Origin of the sequence: Kitasatospora humi, assembly GCF_020907985.1 — a bacterium.
Taxonomy (GTDB): Bacteria; Actinomycetota; Actinomycetes; order Streptomycetales; family Streptomycetaceae; genus Kitasatospora; species Kitasatospora humi.
This window is the reverse complement of record NZ_JAJJPA010000019.1, coordinates 34,394-53,199: the sequence shown is the minus strand read 5'-3', so window position 1 is coordinate 53,199 and position 18,806 is coordinate 34,394. Positions and strand designations below refer to the sequence as shown.

Sequence of the window (18,806 nt, the reverse complement as noted above, 5' to 3'; positions counted from 1 at the left end):
CGAATCCGGCTCGGCTCGCCGACTGCCCGGTCAGCCCCGCTTGACCACCGGCCGGACCGGCGGCGCACTCTGGTCGATGGCCGCCAGTGAGCGGCGCACCTGGTTGCGGTCGGTGGTGTACCAGAAGTCCGGCATCGAGGCCCGGAAGAAGCCGCCGTACCGTGCGGTGGCCAGCCGCGGATCGAGCACCGCGACCACGCCCCGGTCGTCGGCCGCTCGGACCAGCCGGCCCGCGCCCTGCGCCATCAGCAGCGCGGCGTGGGTGGCCGCCACCGCCATGAAGCCGTTCCCCCCAGCCTCCTCCACCGACTTCTGCCGGGCGCTCATCAGCGGATCGTCGGGGCGCGGGAACGGGATACGGTCCATCACCACCAACTGGCAGGCGGAGCCCGGCACGTCCACGCCCTGCCAGAGCGACAGGGTGCCGAACAGGCAGGTCTCGGCATCGCCGGCGAAGTTCCGGATCAACTCGCCCAGGGTGTCCTCACCCTGCAGCAGGATCGGGTAGTCCAGCCGTTCGCGCAGCTGCTCGGCAGCGGTCTGGGCGGCCCGCATCGAGGAGAACAGCCCGAGCGTGCGCCCACCGGCGGCACCGATCAGCTCGGCCAACTCGTCCAGCATCTGCGGCCGTTCCGGCTCCCGACCGGGCGCCGGCAGGTGCTTGGCGACATAGAGGATGCCCTGCTTGGGGTAGCTGAACGGCGAGCCGACGTCCAGCGCCCGCCAGGTCGGCGGCGCGTCCTCGCTCAGGTCGCGCTCCGGCTCCGCCCCGCCGCGCTGGTCCGGCAGCCGCCCCTCGGCGGGCAGGCCGACCGAGGCGGCCACCCCGGTGAAGTCGCCGCCCAGCTTCAGGGTGGCCGAGGTCAGCACCACCGAGCGCTCCCGGTAGAGGTTCTCCCGCAGCAGCCCGGAGACGCTCATCGGCGCCACCCGCAGCGAGGCCGGCACCAGCCCGTAGCGGTCGTTGCGCTCGATCCAGACCACGTCGTACGGCGACTCCTCCAGCAGCCGCTCGGTGGTGTCGTGCAGCGACTCGACGGCGGCCATCGCCTGCTTGCGGACGGCGTCCTCGTCGGTGAGGCCCTTGTCCCGGATCTCACCGAGCGAGGTGATCACCTGGCGGCTGGCGTCCCGGATCGCGGCGACCGCGTAGCCGAGGTACTCGGGCAGTTCGTCGACCTTGCCGGGCTGGGCGGTCTCCATCAGGCCGTGGTAGCTCTCGGCGGCGGCCTGCAGCGCGTCCACCGCCTTCTCGTTGGCCAGCCGGGCGGCCCGCTTGACCGCGCGGTTGACCGCGCCGACGGTGAGTTCGGCGGTGGCCGCGCCGGTCACCCGGTTCACCAGCTCGTGCGCCTCGTCGATGATCAGCAGCTCGTGCTCCGGCAGCACCGGGGCGCCCTCGATCGCGTCGATCGCCAGTAGCGCGTGGTTGGTGACCACCACGTCGGCCAGCTTGGCCCGCTCCCGGGCCCGCTCCGCGAAGCACTCCGGCCCGTACGGGCAGCGGGTGGCGCCCAGGCACTCCCGGGAGCTGACCGACAGCTGGGCCCAGGCCTTGTCGGAGACGCCCGGGGTCAGGTCGTCCCGGTCGCCGGTCTCGGTCTCGTCGGCCCAGTCGCGCAGCCGGAGCACCTCCTCGCCGAGCTTGCCGGTCGGCCCGGTGATCTCCTCCAGCGGGATCAGCCCCTCGCCCTCGTCACTGGGCGTGCCCTCGTGCGCCCGGTGCAGGCAGAGGTAGTTGGAGCGGCCCTTGAGCATGGCGAACTCCGGGCGGCGCCGCAGCACCGGGTGCAGCGCCTCCACGGTGCGCGGCAAGTCCCGCTCCACCAGCTGGCGTTGCAGTGCCAGGGTGGCGGTGGCCACCACCACCCGGTCACCGTGCGCCAGCGCCGGCACCAGGTAGGCCAGCGACTTGCCGGTACCGGTGCCGGCCTGCACCAGCAGGTGCTCGGCGCTCTCGACGGCCTCGGCGACCGCCTCGGCCATCCTGATCTGGCCGGGCCGCTCGACACCGCCGACCGCGGTGACCGCGGCGTGGAGAAGTTCGGCCAGCTCAGGATGGCCAGGACGGCCGGCGGTCTCGACGGCGGGCTCGGCGGGGAGATCCTCGGCCGGCAACTGGGGTGCGGAGTCGTTCCTCATGGCCCTACCACCCTACGGCGCCGGACTGACAACGCTCTCCCGCGGACCGGGCAACGCACTGCCCGACGGGTTCGCCAGCGGATTGGCCACCCGCCCGTGCACCGCGGCGTGCGGACGCTGCGAGCGGTCCCGGTAGCCGTCCAGCAGCAGCCGGTTGCGGTTCAGGCAGAGCCGGTCGATCTCCGGGGTGAGCAGGTCGAACAGCTCGAACCGGTCGGCCAGCTCCGGGAACCGCCGCTGGTGGGCCAGGATCTCGGCGCGCAGCAACTCCCAGAACTCCGGCTCCGGCAGACCGCAGCGGCGCTCCAGCAGCGGCGCCAGGAACCGGTAGACGCCGATGAACAGTCCGGCGTGGAGGAACTGGCACAGCCCCGCCGGGCCCTCCCGGAGCAGCACCCCGCTGACCGCCGGATCCAGCCCGCGCAGCTCCGGCAGGTCCCGGTCACTGATGTTGACGTCGTCCACGAAGTCCTTGATCGCCAGTCGCACCGGCACATCGTGCCGGTCGAACAGCACGATCGCGTTCTCCCCGTGCGGCGAGAACACCGTGCCGTAGCGGTAGAGGAAGTGCAGCAGCGGCGGCAGCATCACCGCGAACAGCCGCGCCGTCCAGTCCCGCGCGCCCAGCCCGGAGCGGGCGACCAGTTCCTCGACCAGGCTGCGCCCGTCGCTGCCGGTCTGCAGCAGCGCGGCCAGGGTGCGCCCGCGCTCACCGGGCTCCAGACAACCGCCCAGCGGCTCCCGCCAGATCGCGCCGAGCAGTTCCTTGTACTGGTACGGCGCCTCCGGCAGCCGCGCGTAGTACGGATGCCGGACCGCCACCGAGGCGACCTCGCCGAGCAGCACCACCCGGCACTCCTCGCGCAGGAACCGGTCCTGGTCGCGCAGCCGGTGGATCCACGCGGTCACGGCCGGCGCGGCCAGCGCCCGCTCGGTCGGCAGCCCGCGCCACACCAGGGTGTTGAGCACCGACAGCGGCAGCTTGACGCTGCGCCGGTCCGGGCTGGTGACGTTGAAGAAGGTCCGGATCGACTGCTGCGGCAGCCGCAGGTCGCGGTCGGCCGGCAGCAGCACGATCCGGCCGTCGGCCACCCAGGGCGCGAACAGCGGCAGCACCGTCTCGTCCCACTGCCAGGGGTGCACCGGCAGCAGCAGGTAGCCGGTCGGATCCAACCCGCGGTCGGCCAGCAGCAGCCGGTAGCCGGCCAGCACCGCCAGGTCCAGCTCCTGGCGGTAGAGCTCCTCCGGCTCGGCCAGCTCGCCGAGGCCCCGGTAGGCGGCCAGGTCGCGGTGGACGGCCAGCCAGCGCAGGCTCTGCAGTTGACGGGCCTCGGGGGCCCAGGCGGCGGCGTCCGAGGCCGAGAAGCCCAGCCGGCCCTTGTTCGGCACGATCCACGGGTGCCCGGTCTGGTGCCCCTCCAGGGTGGCGTGGTCCAGGTCGGCCAGTTCGGCGGCCGTCAACTGCTGGGCCGCCAGCCGGACATCGGCGAGCAGGGTGGCGGTCAGCTCCCGGACCAGGTGGCCGACCGTGTCCCCGGTGAGGCCGAGCTGCCGACGCGCCGCCAGCAGGAACTCGAACGGATCGTCGGACCGCTCGCCGTCCCGGCGCACCGAACCGGGGTCGACCTGCCAGCTGCCGTAGGCACCGCGCCGGGCGGCGAACCGGTAGACCGGCCCGCCGGGGAGCGCGATCCGGTAAAGGCCGTCGTCGACCGGCGCGGGGGCCAGCAGCTCCTCGTAGGCGAACTCGCCCAGCATTTTGGCCAGGAGCGCCCGGCAGGCGCGCTGCCAGCGTTCGGCGGTGAGGACGTCATCGACCGGCGGACGGTGCATGCTGCGGCTCCTTGGTGGCGGCGCCGCCCTGGGTCGGCAGGGCGGCGGGGGCGAAGCTGGTCCAGGCGGTCCGGGCCGGTAGCGGGTGCACCACGCGGCCGGTGAGCGCGTTCAGGATCACTGCCGCGCGGTGGGCGCCCAGGCCCAGGTCGGGGGTACCGACGCCGTGGGTGTGCAGTTCGGCGTTCTGCACGTAGAGACCGCCGGTCAGGGCGGGGGCGGTGGCCACCCGGTGGTCCAGGTCGACCCGGAACCGGCCCTGCTCGTCCCGGTCGATCAGGTCGGCCAGCGGATCGAGGAAGGCCGGGTGCGCGGCCCGGTAGCCGGTGGCGAGCACCACGGCGTCGGTGCGCAGGGTGCGGTTGGTGCCCGAGTCGCGGTGCAGGCAGCGCAGTTCCAGGCCGCCGCACGGGCCGGGCAGTGCGGCGGTCACCTCGGTGCCGGGGATGATCTCCGCGTCCACCGCGCCGATCGGGCGGCCGATGGTGCGCTCGTAGAGCAGGTCGTGGATGTCGGCCAGGGTCTCCGCGCTGGCCGCCTTGTGCAGCTGCCACTGTTCGGCCACCAGCCGGTCGCGGACCGCCTCGGGCAGCGCGTGGAAGTACCGGGTGTAGTCGGGGGTGAAGTGCTCCAGGCCGAGCTTGGAGTACTCCATCGGCGCCAGTGCCCTGGTCCGGGTCAGCCAGCGCAGCCGGGTGCCGTCCTCGCCGCGGGAGCGCAGCAGGTCGAGGAAGACCTCGGCGCCGGACTGCCCGGAGCCGACCACGGTGACGTCCCGGGCCGACCGCAGGGCGGCGCGCCGCTGCAGGTAGTCGCCGGAGTGCCAGACCGCCGGGTGACCCTCCAGGGCGGCGAAGGCGGCCGGCCACACCGGCCTGGTGCCGACGCCGAGCACCAGGTTGCGGGCCCGGACCGGTGCACCCCCGCCGAGCTCCGCCTCGAAGGCGCCGTCCACCCAGCGGACCGCGACGACCTCGGCGCCGAACCGGCAGCTGGGCAGCCGCTCGGCCACCCACCGGCAGTAGTGGTCGTACTCGCGCCGGGCCAAGTGGAAGCGCTCGGCGAAGTAGAAGGGGAAGAGCCGCTCGTGCGCGCGCAGGTAGTTGAGGAAGGACCACGGGTTGGTCGGGTCCACCAGCGAGACCAGGTCGGCCAGGAACGGCACCTGCATCCTGGCCCCGTCCACCAGCATCCCCGGGTGCCAGCGGAATTCCGGCTTGGCCTCGCAGAAGAGCGCGGTCAGCCCGGGCACCTGGTCGGCCAGCGCGGCCAGCGACAGGTTGAACGGGCCGATCCCGACCCCGAGCAGGTCATGGGTCTGGTCCTGCTGACGGCTCATCGGTCCGGCTCCGTCCTCGTTCGCTCGCGTATCATCAACACGGCCCGCTTCTCGGCCAGTCGGAGCTCTCCGGCGCGGTGGAACCCGGCGCGTTCGAAGGACCGCACACTGGCGGTGTTGCGCACGTCCGGCTCGGCCACCACCCGCGGGCAGTTCCGCAGCAACTCGCCCGCCACCGCGTCGATCAGCACCGCGCCCAGCCCCCGGCCGCGCGCCGAGGGCGGGCCGAGCAGCAGGTGCACGCCCAGGTCGTCGGGGCCGGCCGGGTAGTGGTCGGCGAGCCGGTCGCGGGCCGTCCGGTAGACCTCCCAGTAGCTGATCGGCTCGCCGTCGAGCAGGCCCAGGTACGGGCGGCTCGGTCCGCCCGGGCTCAACTGCGGGCGCACGTGCTGCTCGGTCACCTCCGGCGGGCCGGCCAGCTGCCAGAAGGCCGCCACCGCCGGATCGTTCATCCAGGCAGTGATCAGCGGCAGGTCGTCCTCCTCGACCGGGCGTAACCGGAACTCCCCCACGGCCGTCATCCGGCGGCCAGCGGGTTGGCCATGTCGACGTAGACCGACTGGGTGTCCACCGGCCCGACCAGCTCGTCCAGGCCGTGCAGCCGGGTCAGCAGATTGGCCTTGGCCCGCAGCCGCGGGGCCGAGAGCAGCAGGGCGGGCAGGCCGGAGCCGGTGGCGGTGGCCGCCGGAGAGGACAGGAAGCGGCGCAGGGCCGCCAGCAGCACCGCCTCGTCGGCCAGCCGCTGTGAGCCGAACGCGCCGATCAGGCCGAAGACGTGGTTGATCCCCAGGTAGTAGGCGAACCGCTCGTCGGCCACCCGGTCCGCCACGAAGGTGTCGCTGGCCTTGCCGAGGCCGGGCAGCCGCTGCTCCAACCGGTCGGCGTGCGAGGCCCGGAAGTAGTAGCCCTGGTTGTCGCGGTACCGGCCGCCGCACGGCCAGCCGTCCGCGTCCAGCAGCACCAGGCTGTTCTGGTGGTGCGCCTCCAGCGCGATCCCGGCCTGCCCGTCGAGCCAGAGCACCGGCAGCACCACGGTGTCCAGGTAGCGCAGGAACCATTCGGCCGCCACCGTCGCCACCGGCCGACCGCAGCGCCGGGCCAGCGCCCGCAGCACGTCACCGAGCTCGGACGACACCTCGGGGCCGGGCTCACCCAGCGGCCGCTCGGCGACCAGGCCGGCCACGCAGAGCGCCCGGTCGCCGGGAGCGAACGGCTGCATCCGCAGCACGGTGTCCAGTCCGGTGGCCCGCTCCTCGTCCTGACCGGGCAGGTCGACGCCGATCCAGGCGGGGTCACGCACGATGTCGAAGCCCGGGTGCGCCGCCCGCCACTCGGCGCCGAGACCGGCCTCCAGCAGCCGGTGCACCTCCACGCCCCGGTGCAGTTCCTTGCGCAGGTTCTCCCGGCGGGAGTTGGTGATCCGCAGACCCAGCGAGAGCTTGAGCATCCACGGCGTGCCGGGGCGGAACACGGTCCGCACCGAGCTGGTCGGGTGCCAGGGTGCGCCGTGCCGGCCTAGGTCGTGCAGCAGGCCCCGGTCGAGCAGCGCGGCGATCTCCGGTCGGCTCGCCAACTCCTGCGCCTGCCAGGGGTGCAGGGGCAACGCGGCGGTGTTCGCCGGCAACAGCCCGGGGGCGGCGAGCAGTTCAGCGGTCAGCCGGGCGGCGTCGACGGGCAGCGCGGAGTCGGCCGCCAGCAGCTCGCGCTCGACGGCGAACCAGTGCAGCGCGAAACTGCCGCGCAGCTCGGGCGAGTAGGCCGCGCTCTGGGCCGGGCCCAGACCGTCGCGACTCTTCGGGGTGGGGTGCAGCGGGTGGCCGAGCAGCAGGGCCTGTTCGGCACGCAGGAACTCGCTGTGGACCTCGGCGTGCGGCCGGCTCCGGCGCCGGCGCAGCAGTTCACCGGTGCGCTGCACCGAATCGGCGACCCGGCCGGCCAGGTCGGCGATCTGCTCCGGCCGGGCGGCCGCCGAACGGGCCAGCAGCGCGGCCGCGGTGACGGCGTCCACCGCCGCGCCGCGCTGCTCGGGGCCGGTCGCCAACTCGGCCCGCTCGAACCGGTGCCAGCCGCACCGCGACCAGTGCCGCACCGGGGCGACGAGGCGGGCCGCACCGCCGAGCAGTTCGATCCGCAGCACCCCGTCCGCGTCGGGTGCGGCGCCGCGCTCGCGGCACCAGCAGCGCAACAGGGCCTCCAGGGCCGCCTGTTCGGCCGCGACCACGGGATCCTGGTGCAACAGCGGGTCGGTGTCGGCGAACTGGGTCGGCTGGGGCGGGACGGTGGCCGGGGCTCCGGTCAGGGCGGTGCTCAAGGCTGCTCCTCGGTGCGCGGGGGATGCGGCGAACGGCGGTTCGGCCGCGGCGTGCCGAACCGGACGCATCCGGTTGGTCCAACGAGCGCAGCTGCCGGTGGTCACAGATCGGTGACCGTTCAGCACCGGCGCAACTGGGGGGTGTCACCGACCGTCCTTGGCGCATGGGAGACTCCCTTGGTCCTTATCCTCACGGGGGAACTGAACACATGTCACGAATTGCACGTACCCGACGGGCACTGACCGCCGCGGGTGCCACCGCCGCGATCGTCCTGGCGGCCGCCGCCTGCGGTCCCGATGAGACCGACAACCCGCCGCAGGCGGCCCCGACCACCTCGGCCGCGCCCTCTCCCGCCGCCGGCGCGAGCGACGCCGGCCTGCCCGGCGGTCTCCCCTCGCTGGACGTGTTGAAGAAGTGGAAGTTCGCGGACTGGGACAAGTGGGCCAAGCAGCACGTGCTGCCGCAGGCCGCGAAGGGCTTCTGGGACCTGCAGAAGCTGCTCGCCGCCAAGCCCAAGGACCCCGCCGCGCCGCCGCAGCAGCCCGGCGGCGACGGCAACGACCCGCTGCCGGCGCCGGTCCAGGCCCAGCCGATCAGCCACCCGTACACCCAGTACCCGGTCGACGGGAAGATCTTCTTCGACATCTCCCCGACCGAGCACGCGGTCTGCTCCGGCACCGTGATCTCCGACCCGGCGCACCCGGGCAAGAGCAACCTGGTGTGGACCGCCGGCCACTGCCTGAGCGCCGGCAAGTCCAGCGGGGGCAAGTTCTACAGCAACATGGCCTTCGTCCCGGCCTTCAACAGCTCGGGTGCGGTGAGCAACGGCGGCAAGTCCACGGTCGACAAGGTCGCACCGTTCGGCATCTGGGACGCCGTCCAGGGCATCACCTCGCCGCAGTGGGAGGCCGAGGGTGACGAGTACGGCAGCGCCGCCAGCCAGTACGACTTCTCCATCATCCAGGTCAAGCCGGAGAACGCCACCGGCAAGTCGCTGGAGGAGACAGTCGGCGGTTCCGTCCCGGTCTGGTTCAACGCCCCGCGCGACCAGCTGAAGATCACCGCCATCGGCTACCCGGCCGCCCCGCCGTTCACCGGCATGGAGATGGAGCAGTGCGCGGGCGGCAAGCCGTCCCGGCTGTCCTTCGACAAGAGCCGCCCGCCGATGAACGTGATCGGCTGCACCATGACCGGCGGCTCCAGCGGCGGGGGCTGGTTCTCGATGAAGGACGGCAAGCCCGCGCTGGTCTCCAACACCTCGATCGGCCCGGACCCGTCCGCCTGGCTGGCCGGTCCGTACCTGGACGACGTGGCCCAGGGCGCTCTCGACTACATCGCCAAGAACGACTGACGCCACGCCAACTCTTCTCATCTCCACGGGGGACCTCGCACATGTCGCACCGGATAACGCGCCGGGCCGGCCTCGCCGCCGCCCTGGTCACCGCCCTCGCCCTCGGCACCGCCGCCTGCGGTCCTGACGAGACCAACTCCACCGACGCCTCGTCCGCCGCCGCCTCCAGCCCGGCCGCCGCCGGCAGCGGCAAGCCCGGCCTGAAGCTGCCGCCGGAGCTGCAGAACCTGAAGAACTGGAAGAGCTCCGACTGGGCCGACTGGGCCAAGAAGCACGCGCTCAACAACCAGGTCGTCAAGGACCTCTGGAACGTCGACTCGATGAACAAGGCCACTCCGGCACCGCCGATGAAGGCCGGCACCAAGATGGGTGACGACACTTCGCAGAACGACCCGCTGCCCAGCCCGGTGCAGGCGGTCGGCGAGAAGCACCCGTACCCCAACAACATGGCCGTGTTCGGCAAGATCTTCACCAAGAGCCCCCAGGGCACCTACGTCTGTTCCGGCACCGTGGTCTCCGACCCGGCACACCCGGGCAAGAGCAACCTGGTGTGGACCGCCAGCCACTGCCTGCACGGCGGCAAGGACGGCGACTGGCTGAAGAACATCGCCTTCATCCCGTCCTACAACCGCTCCGGCGCGGCCAGCAGTGGCAAGCAGGTGACGCTCAACCAGGTCGCCCCCTACGGCGAGTGGTGGGCCGACCAGGCGATGGTCGCCCCGCAGTGGGTCGAGGAGGGCGGCGAGACCGGCGGCCCGGTCAGCCAGTACGACTCCGGCATCATCCAGGTGACCAACCCGGACATGCCCGGCAAGTCGCTGGAGGAGGAGGTCGGCGGCTCGGTGCCGATCTGGTTCAACGCCCCGCGCAACGAGATCACCGCGGTGAGCGCCTACGGCTTCCCGGCCGCCCCGCCGTACACCGGGCAGGAGTTGGAGTACTGCGACGGCGGCAAGCCGTCCCGGCTCTCCTTCGACGCGACCCGGCCGACCATGCTGACCATCGGCTGCACCATGACCGGCGGTTCCAGCGGCGGCGGTTGGCTGGCCAAGGAGCCGAACGGCCAGGTGGCGCTGGTGTCCAACACCTCGATCGGTCCGGACCCGTCCGCCTGGCTGGCCGGCCCTGAGCTGGACGACCAGGCCCAGGGCATGTTCCAGGAGATGACCGAGCTGCCGCAGCCGCAGCAGAAGCAGTAACGGCAGGACGCGCTCGGGCCCGGCCTCCCACCGCAGTGGGGGCCGGGCCCGATGGCGTTCCGGTATCAGCGCTGCACGGCCACCGCGTAGCGCTCCAGCTCGGCCGCCAGCTCGGCGGCGACCAGCGCCCGCAGCTCGGTGCCCTCGGCGGTGTGCTCGGCGCCGATCAACTCGCCCTCGGCGTGCACCCGGGAGACCAGGTCGCCGCGGGTGTACGGCACCAGCGCGTGCACCTCGACGGCCGGGCGGGGCAGCTCATCGTCGATCAGCTTGAGCAGTTCGTCGATGCCCTGGCCGCTGCGGGCCGAGACCACCACGGCGTGCGGCTCACGGCGCAGCAGGCGCTGCAGCACCAGCGGGTCGGCCGCGTCGGCCTTGTTGATCACCACGATCTCCGGCACGTTCTGCGCCTCGACCGACGTGATCACCTCGCGGACCGAGGCCAGCTGGGTCTCCGGCTCCGGGTGCGAGCCGTCCACCACGTGCAGGATCAGGTCGGCGTCGGCGACCTCCTCCATGGTCGAGCGGAACGCCTCGACCAGGTGGTGCGGCAGGTGCCGGACAAAACCGACGGTGTCGGCCAGGGTGTAGACCCGGCCGCCCGGGGTCACGGCCCGGCGGACCGTCGGGTCCAGGGTGGCGAACAGCGCGTTCTCCACCAGCACGCCGGCGCCGGTGAGCCGGTTGAGCAGTGAGGACTTGCCCGCGTTGGTGTATCCCGCGATGGCGACCGAGGGCACCTGGTGGCGCTTGCGCTCCTGGCGCTTGGTGTCCCGCCCCTTCTTCATCTCGGCGATCTCCTTGCGGAGCTTCGCCATCTTCTCGCGGATCCGACGCCGGTCGGTCTCGATCTTGGTCTCACCGGGACCACGGGTGGCCATGCCGCCGCCCGCCGAGCCGGAGCCACCGCCACCCATCTGCCGGGACAGCGACTGACCCCAGCCGCGCAGCCGCGGCAGCATGTACTGCATCTGGGCCAGCGAGACCTGCGCCTTGCCCTCCCGCGACTTGGCGTGCTGGGCGAAGATGTCCAGGATCAGGGCGGTCCGGTCGACCACCTTGACCTTGACCACGTCCTCCAGGTGGATCAGCTGGCCCGGGGTGAGCTCACCGTCGCAGACCACGGTGTCGGCGCCGGTGGCGGCGACGATGTCGCGCAGCTCCTGGGCCTTGCCGGAGCCGATGTAGGTGGCCGCATCGGGCTTGTCACGGCGCTGGATCACGCCGTCGAGCACCTCGGAACCGGCCGTCTCGGCGAGGGCGGCGAGCTCGGCGAGCGAGTTCTCCGCCTCCTCGACGGTGCCGTCGGTCCAGACGCCGACCAGCACCACGCGCTCCAGGCGCAGCTGGCGGTACTCGACCTCGGTGATGTCCTCGAGCTCGGTGGAGAGGCCGGCGACCCGGCGCAGCGCGGCGCGCTCGCTGCGGTCGTACTGGTCGCCGTCGAAGTTCGGGCCGAAGTCCTCGTCGATCGCCGCGAGGTCCTCGTCCATCAGGGCTTCGGCCCGGAGGTCGGCGGGGCGGCGAGTGGTGCGGTGCGTCGCCGTGGTGCCGGAAAATTCGCGGTCTTCGAACGTGGAGGTCATCGTGTCCTTACTGCTGGAGGTGTCACTGACGGTCTTCCGGTCCGTCCACTGCGCCTAACGCCGCGGAACGGCCCCGAATTCCCTTCGATGGTCGCATGCGGCCCGGCCCCGGGTCATCCGCATTAGCGACGGAACGGGCGGTCGGGCGCAGGCGCGGCGGCCGCGGGGCCGCCAGACCGGGGCGCCGGACATCGTAGACCCCGGAGACCCGCAGCATCGCCCGCATCACCACCGGCAGGGTGGCGGCGTCCGGCAGCTCGACGGTGTACGTGTGCCGCACCCGCAGCTCCTCGGGCGGCTCGACCACCGCCGAGACGATGTCCAGGCCGGTGGCGGACATGGCGGCGGTCAGGTCGGCCAGCAGCCCGGGGCGGTTGAGCGCCTCGGCCTGCAAGGTGACCCGGAAGCCGGCCGCCGCCTCGGGCGCCCAGTCCAGGGGGATCGGGCCGCGGCCGGCGCCGCGCATCCGCTCGCCGGTCGGGCAGTCCGCCCGGTGCACCGCGATCGAGCCGCCGCGGACCGGGAAGCCGGTCACCCGGTCCGGGGGCACGGGGGTGCAGCAGCGGGCCAGCCGGACGGCGGCGCCCGGGTGACCGGGGGCGATCACCAGCCGGTCGCGGCCGCGCGGCAGCCGGCCGGGGGCGGCGGCCCGGGCCCCGGCGGGTCCGGCCGACTCGGCGGGTCCGGCCGACCCGGCGGGTCCGGCTGACTCAGCGGGTCCGGCCGGCTCGGCTGGCGGCTCCGCCGGCCGGCCCGGCGCTTCGGCGACGGACGGCACCGGGTGGCCGGCCAGCCAGCGCTCGATGGCGAACCGGGCGCCGGGGGTGCGGGTGAAGTCCAGCCACTGCGGGCTGGGACCGGACGGCTCCGGACCGCCGGGCCGACCGGCCGGCTCGGTCAGGATGCCGACCACGTCGCCGTCGCACAGCGCGGTCGACAGCGCCACCAGCCGCCCGTTCAGCCGGGCGCCGATACAGCGGTGGCCGATCTCCTCGCCCAGTTGGTAGGCGGCGTCGACGCAGCTGGCGCCGGCCGGCAGCACCAGGGTGGTGCCGTCCTCGGTGATGGCGGTGATCTCCCGGTCGTCGGAGAGGTCGGCGGTCAGGGCGGACCAGAAGGCGTCCGGATCGGGGGTCTCCTGCTGCCACTCCAGCAGCCGGCTGAGCCAGCCGGGGCGGCCCGGGTCGGCTCCGTCCCCCTCGTCCCGCCCGGCCGGGTCACCGCCCGGCGCCGGGCTGCCCAGCGCCACCACGCCGAACTCGGCGACCCGGTGCATCCGCGGGGTGCGGACCAGCACCTCGACCACCGTGCCGGTCATCGAGACGGCGGTGTGCAGCGACTGGTAGAGGTTGAACTTGGGGGCCGCCACGAAGTCCTTGAACTCGCCGGGCAGCGGGGTCCAGCAGGTGTGCAGCTCACCGAGCACCGCGTAGCAGTCGGCGTTCTCCTCGACCACCACCAGCAGCCGCCCCAGGTCGGCGGGGTGCACCGCGCCGGGCCGGCCGGCCTTCCCCCGGCGCAGCAGCACCCGGTGCACCGAGACGCAGTGCCGGGGGCGCACGGTGACCTCGGCCGGCACCCCCGCCTCGGCGAGCTGGCGGGCCAGCGCCCGGGCGAACGGGCTGAACAGGTGGGCCATGGCCGGTTCGCGGGCGGTGATCAGCGCGCGGGTCCGGGCGTACTCCTCGGGGTGCAGGGTGGCGAAGACGATGTCCTCCAGCTCCGTCTTCACCACGTGGATGCCCAGCCGCTCGGCCAGCGGGATCAGCACGTCCCGGGTGACCTTGGCGATCCGCAGCCGACTGGCCGGCTTCATGTGGCGGATGGTGCGCATGTTGTGCAACCGGTCGGCCAGCTTGATCACCATCACCCGGACGTCGTCCCCGGTGGCGACCAGCATCTTGCGAAACGTCTCCGCCTCGGCCGCGGCGCCGAAGTCCACCTTCTCCAGCTTGGTGACGCCGTCCACCAGGTAGGCCACCTCGGGGCCGAAGTCGGCGGCCACCTGGTCGAGCGTCACCTCGGTGTCCTCGACGGTGTCGTGCAGCAGCGAGGCGACCAGCGTGGTCGTCTCGGCGCCGAGCTGGGCCAGGATCAGGGTGACGGCCAGCGGGTGGGTGATGTACGGCTCGCCGCTCTTGCGCTTCTGGCCGCGGTGGCTCGCCTCGGCGAGCCGGTAGGCGCGGCCGAGCAGCGCCAGGTCGGCACCCGGGTGGTGTCTGCGGTGCACCTGGACGATCGGCTCGATGGCGTCCGGCACCAGTGGGCGACCGGTGGCCAGCAGCGCGGCACGGCCGGCCCGGCCCAGCGCGGCCACTCCGAGCAGCCGCCTGGCCTGCGACGGAGCGACCGACGCCGGGGACGGAGCGACCGACGCCGGGGACGACGCGGCGTCAGCCGAACTGCTCGACGGGGGCGCTGATGGACCAGCAGCTGGCTTCGGGGCGGGCTGGCCGGTGGGCCGGCCGGTCTCGACGGTCATGGCAACCTCCGGCAGCGAGCACCGGAGCGCGGACTGCCCCGGTGGTCCATGCTACCGAGCAGAACACGTTGCGCGAGCCCCCGCTTCCGCTCTGTGCACGAGATCACCCGAACGGGGGGATTCGCCGCACCGCAGAACGGGCAAAGCGGGCGTCCTCATCGAGGACCGCCCACCCGGCCGACCGTCAGCGGCCCAGCCACTGCGGGTCGATGGTGCCGCTCGCCACCAGCACCGCCGGGCCGGTCATCTCGATCCGGCCGTCCGGGAACTGGTTGATCCGCAGCCGGCCGCCCGGTACGTCCACCAGGTACTCGACCGCCTCGCCGGTGACCGCCGGATCACGCCCGTCCCGGCGGGCGGCGGCCACCGCGACCGCGCAGGTGCCGGTGCCGCAGGAGCGGGTCTCGCCGGAGCCGCGCTCGTGCACCCGCATCGCCACGTGCCGCTCGCCCCGGTCCACCACGAACTCCACGTTGACGCCGTCCGGGTACACCCCGGCCGGGCTGACCCCGGGAGCCTCGTACAGGTCGCCGGCGTCGGCCAGGTCGGCGACGAAGGCCACCGCGTGCGGGTTGCCCATGTTGACGTTGCGGGCCGGCCAGCGCCGCTCGCCCACCGCCACCTCGATGTCGTCCGGCCCGGGCAGCAGCGCCCGGCCCATGTCCACGGTGACGTCGCCCCGCTCGTCGACCGTCGTGCGGCGCACCCCGGCCCGGGTGGCCACCGGCAGCGGCCCGGGCTCGGCCAGCCCCGCCTGCACCAGGTACCGGGCGAAGACCCGCACCCCGTTGCCGCACATCTCGGCGATGCTGCCGTCGGCGTTGCGATAGTCCATGAACCACTCGGCCTCGCCGGCCAGGTGGGCCGCGGCGGGGTCGTTGGCGGAGCGGACCACCCGCAGCACGCCGTCACCGCCGATCCCGGCCCGCCGGTCGCAGAGCCGGGCCACCTCGGCCGGACCCAGGGCCAGTCGGCCGTCCGGGTCGGGGATGATCACGAAGTCGTTCTCGGTGCCGTGGCCCTTGACGAACGGAATGCCCGCGGCGGGGGAATCGGGTGCGCTGCTCACGCTGCCGATGGTACTGACCCGGGTGGCTCAGCCGCGCAGCTGGACGACCCGCCAGACCGCCAGGCCGAAGGCGGCGCAGACGATCAGCGTGTAGACCACGATGGCCTGCCAGCTCGCCCGGCGGTCGGAGCCGCGGCGGGGCAGCCCGGGCCAGGAGTAACCGGCCCGCCGGGAGGCCATCGCGCCCCAGCCGACCGACGCCGCGGTGAGCAGCAGGCCGAGCATGCCGACCATCGAGTTGCCGTTGACCGAGCCGAAGGCGAGCGGGAAGGCGAACATCAGTGAGCCGCCCACGCCGACCACCACGATCGGCAGCAGCTGCCACCAGCGCAGCCGGCGGCGCGGCCGGATCTCCCGTTCCAGCACCACGGGGTCCGGCGGCAGGTCGAGCGGTCGGTCCGGTTCGAGCGCCCGGTCCGGGGCGAGCGGCGACAGCAGGTCGGCGGCGGGCAGGGTGAAGGCCTCCTCGGCCAGGTCGTGATCGGCGAACTGCTCGGTTTCGGGGCCGGGACCCGTGGACACGCGGCCTCCCCTGACAGTTCGACACGAGTACGGGACTCTTCCCCAAGCCCTTCGGCCGGGTGGGACCCCCATCGGCGGGTCCGGCCCGCGCGACCGGCCCCTTCTGCCTCGATAATGGCATGTCCCAGTGCGCTCACAGCGCGTAACCCGGGCTCGCCGGGTGATCCGTGGCCAGGACGTGACACGCCCGTGACCGGTGCTTCCTCCTGCACTTGCAGGTGCCCGCCGCAGGTGCACCGGCGGATGGCCGGATCCGGCCGAGGACCGGCCGGAAACCCTCGTCAGCCCGTTCGAGCGATCAGCTCCAGCGACCGTTCCAGCAGCTCGGCGGGGTCGGCGCCGGACGGTCGGGCCAGCCAGTGGATCCGGTCGTCGCGGCGGAACCAGGACTCCTGGCGGCGCGCGAACCGCTTGGTGGCGCGGACCGTCTCGGCTCGCGCCTCCTCTTCCGTGCATTCGCCGGCGAAGTGCGCCAGCACCTGCTGGTAGCCCAGCGCTCGACTGGCCGTCAGCCCCTCGCGCAATCCCTGCGCCTCCAGCGCCCTGACCTCGTCGAGCAGACCGGCCTGCCACATCCGGTCCACCCGCAGGGAGATCCGCTCGTCCAGCTCCGGGCGCGGCAGCTCGACGCCGATCTGCACGGCCGGATAGACGGCGGTGTTGCTCGGCAGGTTGGCGGTGAACGGACGGCCGGTGAGCTCGATCACCTCCAGCGCGCGGACGATCCGCCGGCCGTTGCCGGGCAGGATCGCAGCGGCGGCCGGCGGGTCCTGGGCGGCCAGCCGGGCGTGCAGCGCGGCCGGGCCGAGCCGGGCCAGCTCCTCCTCCAGCCGGGCCCGCAGCGCCGGGTCGGTGCCCGGGAACTCCATCTCGTCGATCGCCGCCCGCACGTACAGCCCCGAGCCGCCGACCAGCACCGGTGCCCGCCCGGCGGCGAGCAGCCGGTCGATCTCGGCCCGGGCCAGCCGCTGGAACTCCGCCACGCTGGCGGTCTCGGTGACGTCCCAGACGTCCAGCAGGTGGTGCGGCACACCGCCGCGCTCGGCCTCGGTGAGCTTCGCGGTCCCGATGTCCATGCCCTTGTAGAGCTGCATCGAGTCGGTGTTGATCACCTCACCGCCCAGCTCACGGGCGATGGCCACGGCGAGGTCTGACTTGCCGGCCGCGGTGGCGCCGACCACCGAGACCACCGGGACGTTGGGAAGGGGGATGCTCACACCGCCCAGTCTCGCAAACCCCAAGGCCTCACCCGAAAGGGGGACGTGACCGCCTCCTACCCGGGTCGTTGGCCGGGTGGGCGGTGACCTCGGCGGACAACCGGCCGGGGCCCCGCGGACCGCGTAGCTTGGGAGAAGAACATGGGTGTTTTCAGCTGGTTCCGACGCCGCCAATCGGCCGCGACCGCACCGGCCGGCGGCGGTGCGCCGGCCGCCGAGACGGCCGGGGGCGGTGCTGTGGCCGTGCTGGCCCCCGAGGAATCCGAGGTGTCCGAGGCGTCCGAGAAGTCCCCGGCGGAGCCCGGCACCGAGCAGCAGCCGCCGCCCGGCGTGCCGGCCGCCCGGACGGCGCCGGAAGTCGAGACCGCGGTGGACACGCCGGCGGCCGCGGTGCCGGCCCCGCAGGCCGGCCCGGGTGAGGATCAGGGCAGCCTGGTCCCCGCCCCCGCGGAGGTCGCCGAGCTGCTGGTCGCGGCCGTCAGCGCGGTGTCCCCGAGCCCCGCGGCCGAGGAGGACTCGGCGCAGCGACCCGAGCAGTCCGACACAGGAGACGAAGCCATGGGCCTGATGGACAACCTCAAGGGCAGGGCCGAGGAGCTCGCCGAGGAGCTCAAGGAGAAGGCCGAACAGCTGGCCGGACAGCACAACGAGAAGATCGACGAGCTGGTCGACAAGACCGGTGAGGTGATCGACAAGGCCACCAAGGGCAAGTACACCGACAAGATCGTCAGTGGCGCGGAGAAGGCCAAGGGCGCGGTCGACGACTTCGCCGGGAAGGCGAAGGGCGCTCCGGCGAAGGGCGGGGACGCGAAGGGCGGGGACGCGAAGGGCGAGCAGGCCAGAACGGAGCAGGCGGGGGCGGCGCGGGCGGCCGAGACCGAGGAGCCGCCCAGCGGCGACCAGCCCGGCTGACCGGCCGGCCTGGCGGAACGCGGCGGGGCCCGGCGGATCGCCCCGTCCCGCCGCATCCGGCGGAACGGCCGGTCAGCGCCAGGACGCCACGAAGTACCCCACGCCGTAGGGCGCGTCGGCGTACCGCAGCTTCCCGCCGAGCCCCGCACCGCGTGCCGCGCCGGCCAGCACCTGCCACGGCGCCCGGCCCTCCACCTGCAGCTGCCGGCAGAGTTCGACGTCCAGCGCGGCCAGCGCCTCGGCGTCCGCGGCGCCCAGGGCCCGGGCCAGCTCGGCATCGAAGGGCTCGGCGCGCTCGTCCAGGTAACCGGGCGCCTTCACGGTGCGGCAGGCGCTGCCGTCGCCGAGCACCAGCAGGCCGACCCGGTCGGCCAGCGCGGCCAACCCCTCGCCGAGCCCGAGCAGTCGGTCCACCGGGGTGTCGGCGGGCACGGCGCAGCCGTGGGTGGGCAGGCCGGTGCCGGAGCGCTCCAGCAGCCAGGCGCCGACGCTCAGCGCCGGGCTCAGTTCCGCACCGGCGGCCCCGCCCGAGGGCAGCCGGACCGCCAGCTCCACCCCGAAGCGGTGGAAGGAACCGGACCCGCCCTCGGTCCAGACCTCCGCCTGCGGTCCGTCGCCGACCAGCACCAGCAGCTCCGGCTCGGCCGCCAGCAGCTCGTCGACGGCCTCGGCGCAGGCGGCCCGCAGCTCGTCGAGTTCGGCGGCGGCACCCGAGGCGACCTCGGGCACCAGCAGCGGCGGGCAGGGGCAGACGGCGGCGGCGACCAACATGTCGATCACTCTAGTCGCCCTGATCAGGGCCTGTCCGGCCGTTTCGGTGGTCGGCCGGACCGGCCCGACGG

General features: G+C 73.6%; 14 protein-coding genes. 3 read left to right on the top strand and 11 right to left on the bottom strand.

The features are described from left to right. Positions 1-30: 30 nt before the first annotated feature. From LN042_RS19300 to LN042_RS19280, 5 genes are read right to left on the bottom strand one after another with little or no spacing between them, the layout of a single operon-like run. Positions 31-2,142 carry an ATP-dependent DNA helicase gene (locus LN042_RS19300; RefSeq protein WP_230052514.1) on the bottom strand — a complete coding sequence of 704 codons (2,112 nt, stop codon included), beginning with the start codon at positions 2,140-2,142 and terminating at the stop codon, positions 31-33. 12 nt (positions 2,143-2,154) lie between these two features. Continuing rightward, the gene (locus tag LN042_RS19295; RefSeq protein ID WP_230052513.1) at positions 2,155-3,975 is read right to left on the bottom strand and encodes an IucA/IucC family protein; all 1,821 of its coding nucleotides are present in this window, start codon (positions 3,973-3,975) and stop codon (positions 2,155-2,157) included. Further along, positions 3,953-5,314: a lysine N(6)-hydroxylase/L-ornithine N(5)-oxygenase family protein gene (locus LN042_RS19290; protein WP_230052512.1), complete on the bottom strand. Its 1,362-nt coding sequence runs from the start codon at positions 5,312-5,314 to the stop codon at positions 3,953-3,955. Before LN042_RS19290 ends, LN042_RS19295 begins: the two co-directional genes overlap by 23 nt. Next, a complete protein-coding gene (locus LN042_RS19285; RefSeq protein WP_308191829.1) occupies positions 5,311-5,835 on the bottom strand; it encodes a GNAT family N-acetyltransferase in 525 nt (174 codons plus the stop codon). Before LN042_RS19285 ends, LN042_RS19290 begins: the two co-directional genes overlap by 4 nt. Continuing rightward, entirely contained in the window at positions 5,832-7,694 is a 1,863-nt protein-coding gene (locus LN042_RS19280) for an IucA/IucC family protein (RefSeq protein ID WP_230052511.1), read from the bottom strand. The genes LN042_RS19285 and LN042_RS19280 overlap by 4 nt, the downstream gene beginning before the upstream one ends. A 140-nt stretch (positions 7,695-7,834) precedes the next feature. On the opposite strand from LN042_RS19280, the gene LN042_RS19275 reads away from it, so the two are divergent. Both LN042_RS19275 and LN042_RS19270 read left to right on the top strand, forming a co-directional pair. Then, positions 7,835-8,977 carry a trypsin-like serine peptidase gene (locus LN042_RS19275; protein ID WP_230052510.1) on the top strand — a complete coding sequence of 381 codons (1,143 nt, stop codon included), beginning with the start codon at positions 7,835-7,837 and terminating at the stop codon, positions 8,975-8,977. A 41-nt stretch (positions 8,978-9,018) separates the two neighbouring features. Then, complete coding sequence (locus tag LN042_RS19270) at positions 9,019-10,176, top strand: trypsin-like serine peptidase (protein WP_230052509.1); 1,158 nt, start codon at positions 9,019-9,021, stop codon at positions 10,174-10,176. A 65-nt stretch (positions 10,177-10,241) separates the two neighbouring features. Here LN042_RS19270 and hflX read toward each other — a convergent pair whose 3' ends face one another. From hflX to miaA, 5 genes are all read right to left on the bottom strand, one after another. Continuing rightward, the gene (gene hflX / locus LN042_RS19265; protein ID WP_372495772.1) at positions 10,242-11,762 is read right to left on the bottom strand and encodes a GTPase HflX; all 1,521 of its coding nucleotides are present in this window, start codon (positions 11,760-11,762) and stop codon (positions 10,242-10,244) included. A 22-nt stretch (positions 11,763-11,784) separates the two neighbouring features. After that, positions 11,785-14,244: a RelA/SpoT family protein gene (locus LN042_RS19260; protein ID WP_230052508.1), complete on the bottom strand. Its 2,460-nt coding sequence runs from the start codon at positions 14,242-14,244 to the stop codon at positions 11,785-11,787. Positions 14,245-14,428: 184 nt separating this feature from the next. Next, positions 14,429-15,313 (bottom strand): diaminopimelate epimerase, encoded by an 885-nt coding sequence (gene dapF / locus LN042_RS19255; RefSeq protein ID WP_230052507.1) that lies wholly within the window; start codon positions 15,311-15,313, stop codon positions 14,429-14,431. Between the two features lie 27 nt (positions 15,314-15,340). Further along, entirely contained in the window at positions 15,341-15,835 is a 495-nt protein-coding gene (locus LN042_RS19250; RefSeq protein ID WP_230052506.1) for a DUF1129 domain-containing protein, read from the bottom strand. A gap of 281 nt (positions 15,836-16,116) precedes the next feature. After that, positions 16,117-17,052: a tRNA (adenosine(37)-N6)-dimethylallyltransferase MiaA gene (miaA, locus tag LN042_RS19245; RefSeq protein WP_230052505.1), complete on the bottom strand. Its 936-nt coding sequence runs from the start codon at positions 17,050-17,052 to the stop codon at positions 16,117-16,119. A gap of 141 nt (positions 17,053-17,193) precedes the next feature. On the opposite strand from miaA, the gene LN042_RS19240 reads away from it, so the two are divergent. Then, the gene (locus tag LN042_RS19240) at positions 17,194-17,964 is read left to right on the top strand and encodes an antitoxin (RefSeq protein WP_230052504.1); all 771 of its coding nucleotides are present in this window, start codon (positions 17,194-17,196) and stop codon (positions 17,962-17,964) included. Between the two features lie 72 nt (positions 17,965-18,036). Here LN042_RS19240 and LN042_RS19235 read toward each other — a convergent pair whose 3' ends face one another. Beyond that, the gene (locus LN042_RS19235) at positions 18,037-18,735 is read right to left on the bottom strand and encodes a class III extradiol dioxygenase subunit B-like domain-containing protein (RefSeq protein WP_230052503.1); all 699 of its coding nucleotides are present in this window, start codon (positions 18,733-18,735) and stop codon (positions 18,037-18,039) included. Positions 18,736-18,806: the final 71 nt, after the last annotated feature.

Excerpts from the sequence above, each read along its gene's own strand:
- LN042_RS19300 (WP_230052514.1), bottom strand. The coding sequence starts at position 2,142 with ATGAGGAACGACTCCGCACCCCAGTTGCCGGCCGAGGATCTCCCCGCC.
- LN042_RS19295 (WP_230052513.1), bottom strand. The coding sequence starts at position 3,975 with ATGCACCGTCCGCCGGTCGATGACGTCCTCACCGCCGAACGCTGGCAG.
- LN042_RS19290 (WP_230052512.1), bottom strand. The coding sequence starts at position 5,314 with ATGAGCCGTCAGCAGGACCAGACCCATGACCTGCTCGGGGTCGGGATC.
- LN042_RS19285 (WP_308191829.1), bottom strand. The coding sequence starts at position 5,835 with ATGACGGCCGTGGGGGAGTTCCGGTTACGCCCGGTCGAGGAGGACGAC.
- LN042_RS19280 (WP_230052511.1), bottom strand. The coding sequence starts at position 7,694 with ATGCGTCCGGTTCGGCACGCCGCGGCCGAACCGCCGTTCGCCGCATCC.
- LN042_RS19275 (WP_230052510.1), top strand. The coding sequence starts at position 7,835 with ATGTCACGAATTGCACGTACCCGACGGGCACTGACCGCCGCGGGTGCC.
- LN042_RS19270 (WP_230052509.1), top strand. The coding sequence starts at position 9,019 with ATGTCGCACCGGATAACGCGCCGGGCCGGCCTCGCCGCCGCCCTGGTC.
- hflX (WP_372495772.1), bottom strand. The coding sequence starts at position 11,762 with ATGACCTCCACGTTCGAAGACCGCGAATTTTCCGGCACCACGGCGACG.
- LN042_RS19260 (WP_230052508.1), bottom strand. The coding sequence starts at position 14,244 with ATGACCGTCGAGACCGGCCGGCCCACCGGCCAGCCCGCCCCGAAGCCA.
- LN042_RS19240 (WP_230052504.1), top strand. The coding sequence starts at position 17,194 with ATGGGTGTTTTCAGCTGGTTCCGACGCCGCCAATCGGCCGCGACCGCA.
- LN042_RS19235 (WP_230052503.1), bottom strand. The coding sequence starts at position 18,735 with ATGTTGGTCGCCGCCGCCGTCTGCCCCTGCCCGCCGCTGCTGGTGCCC.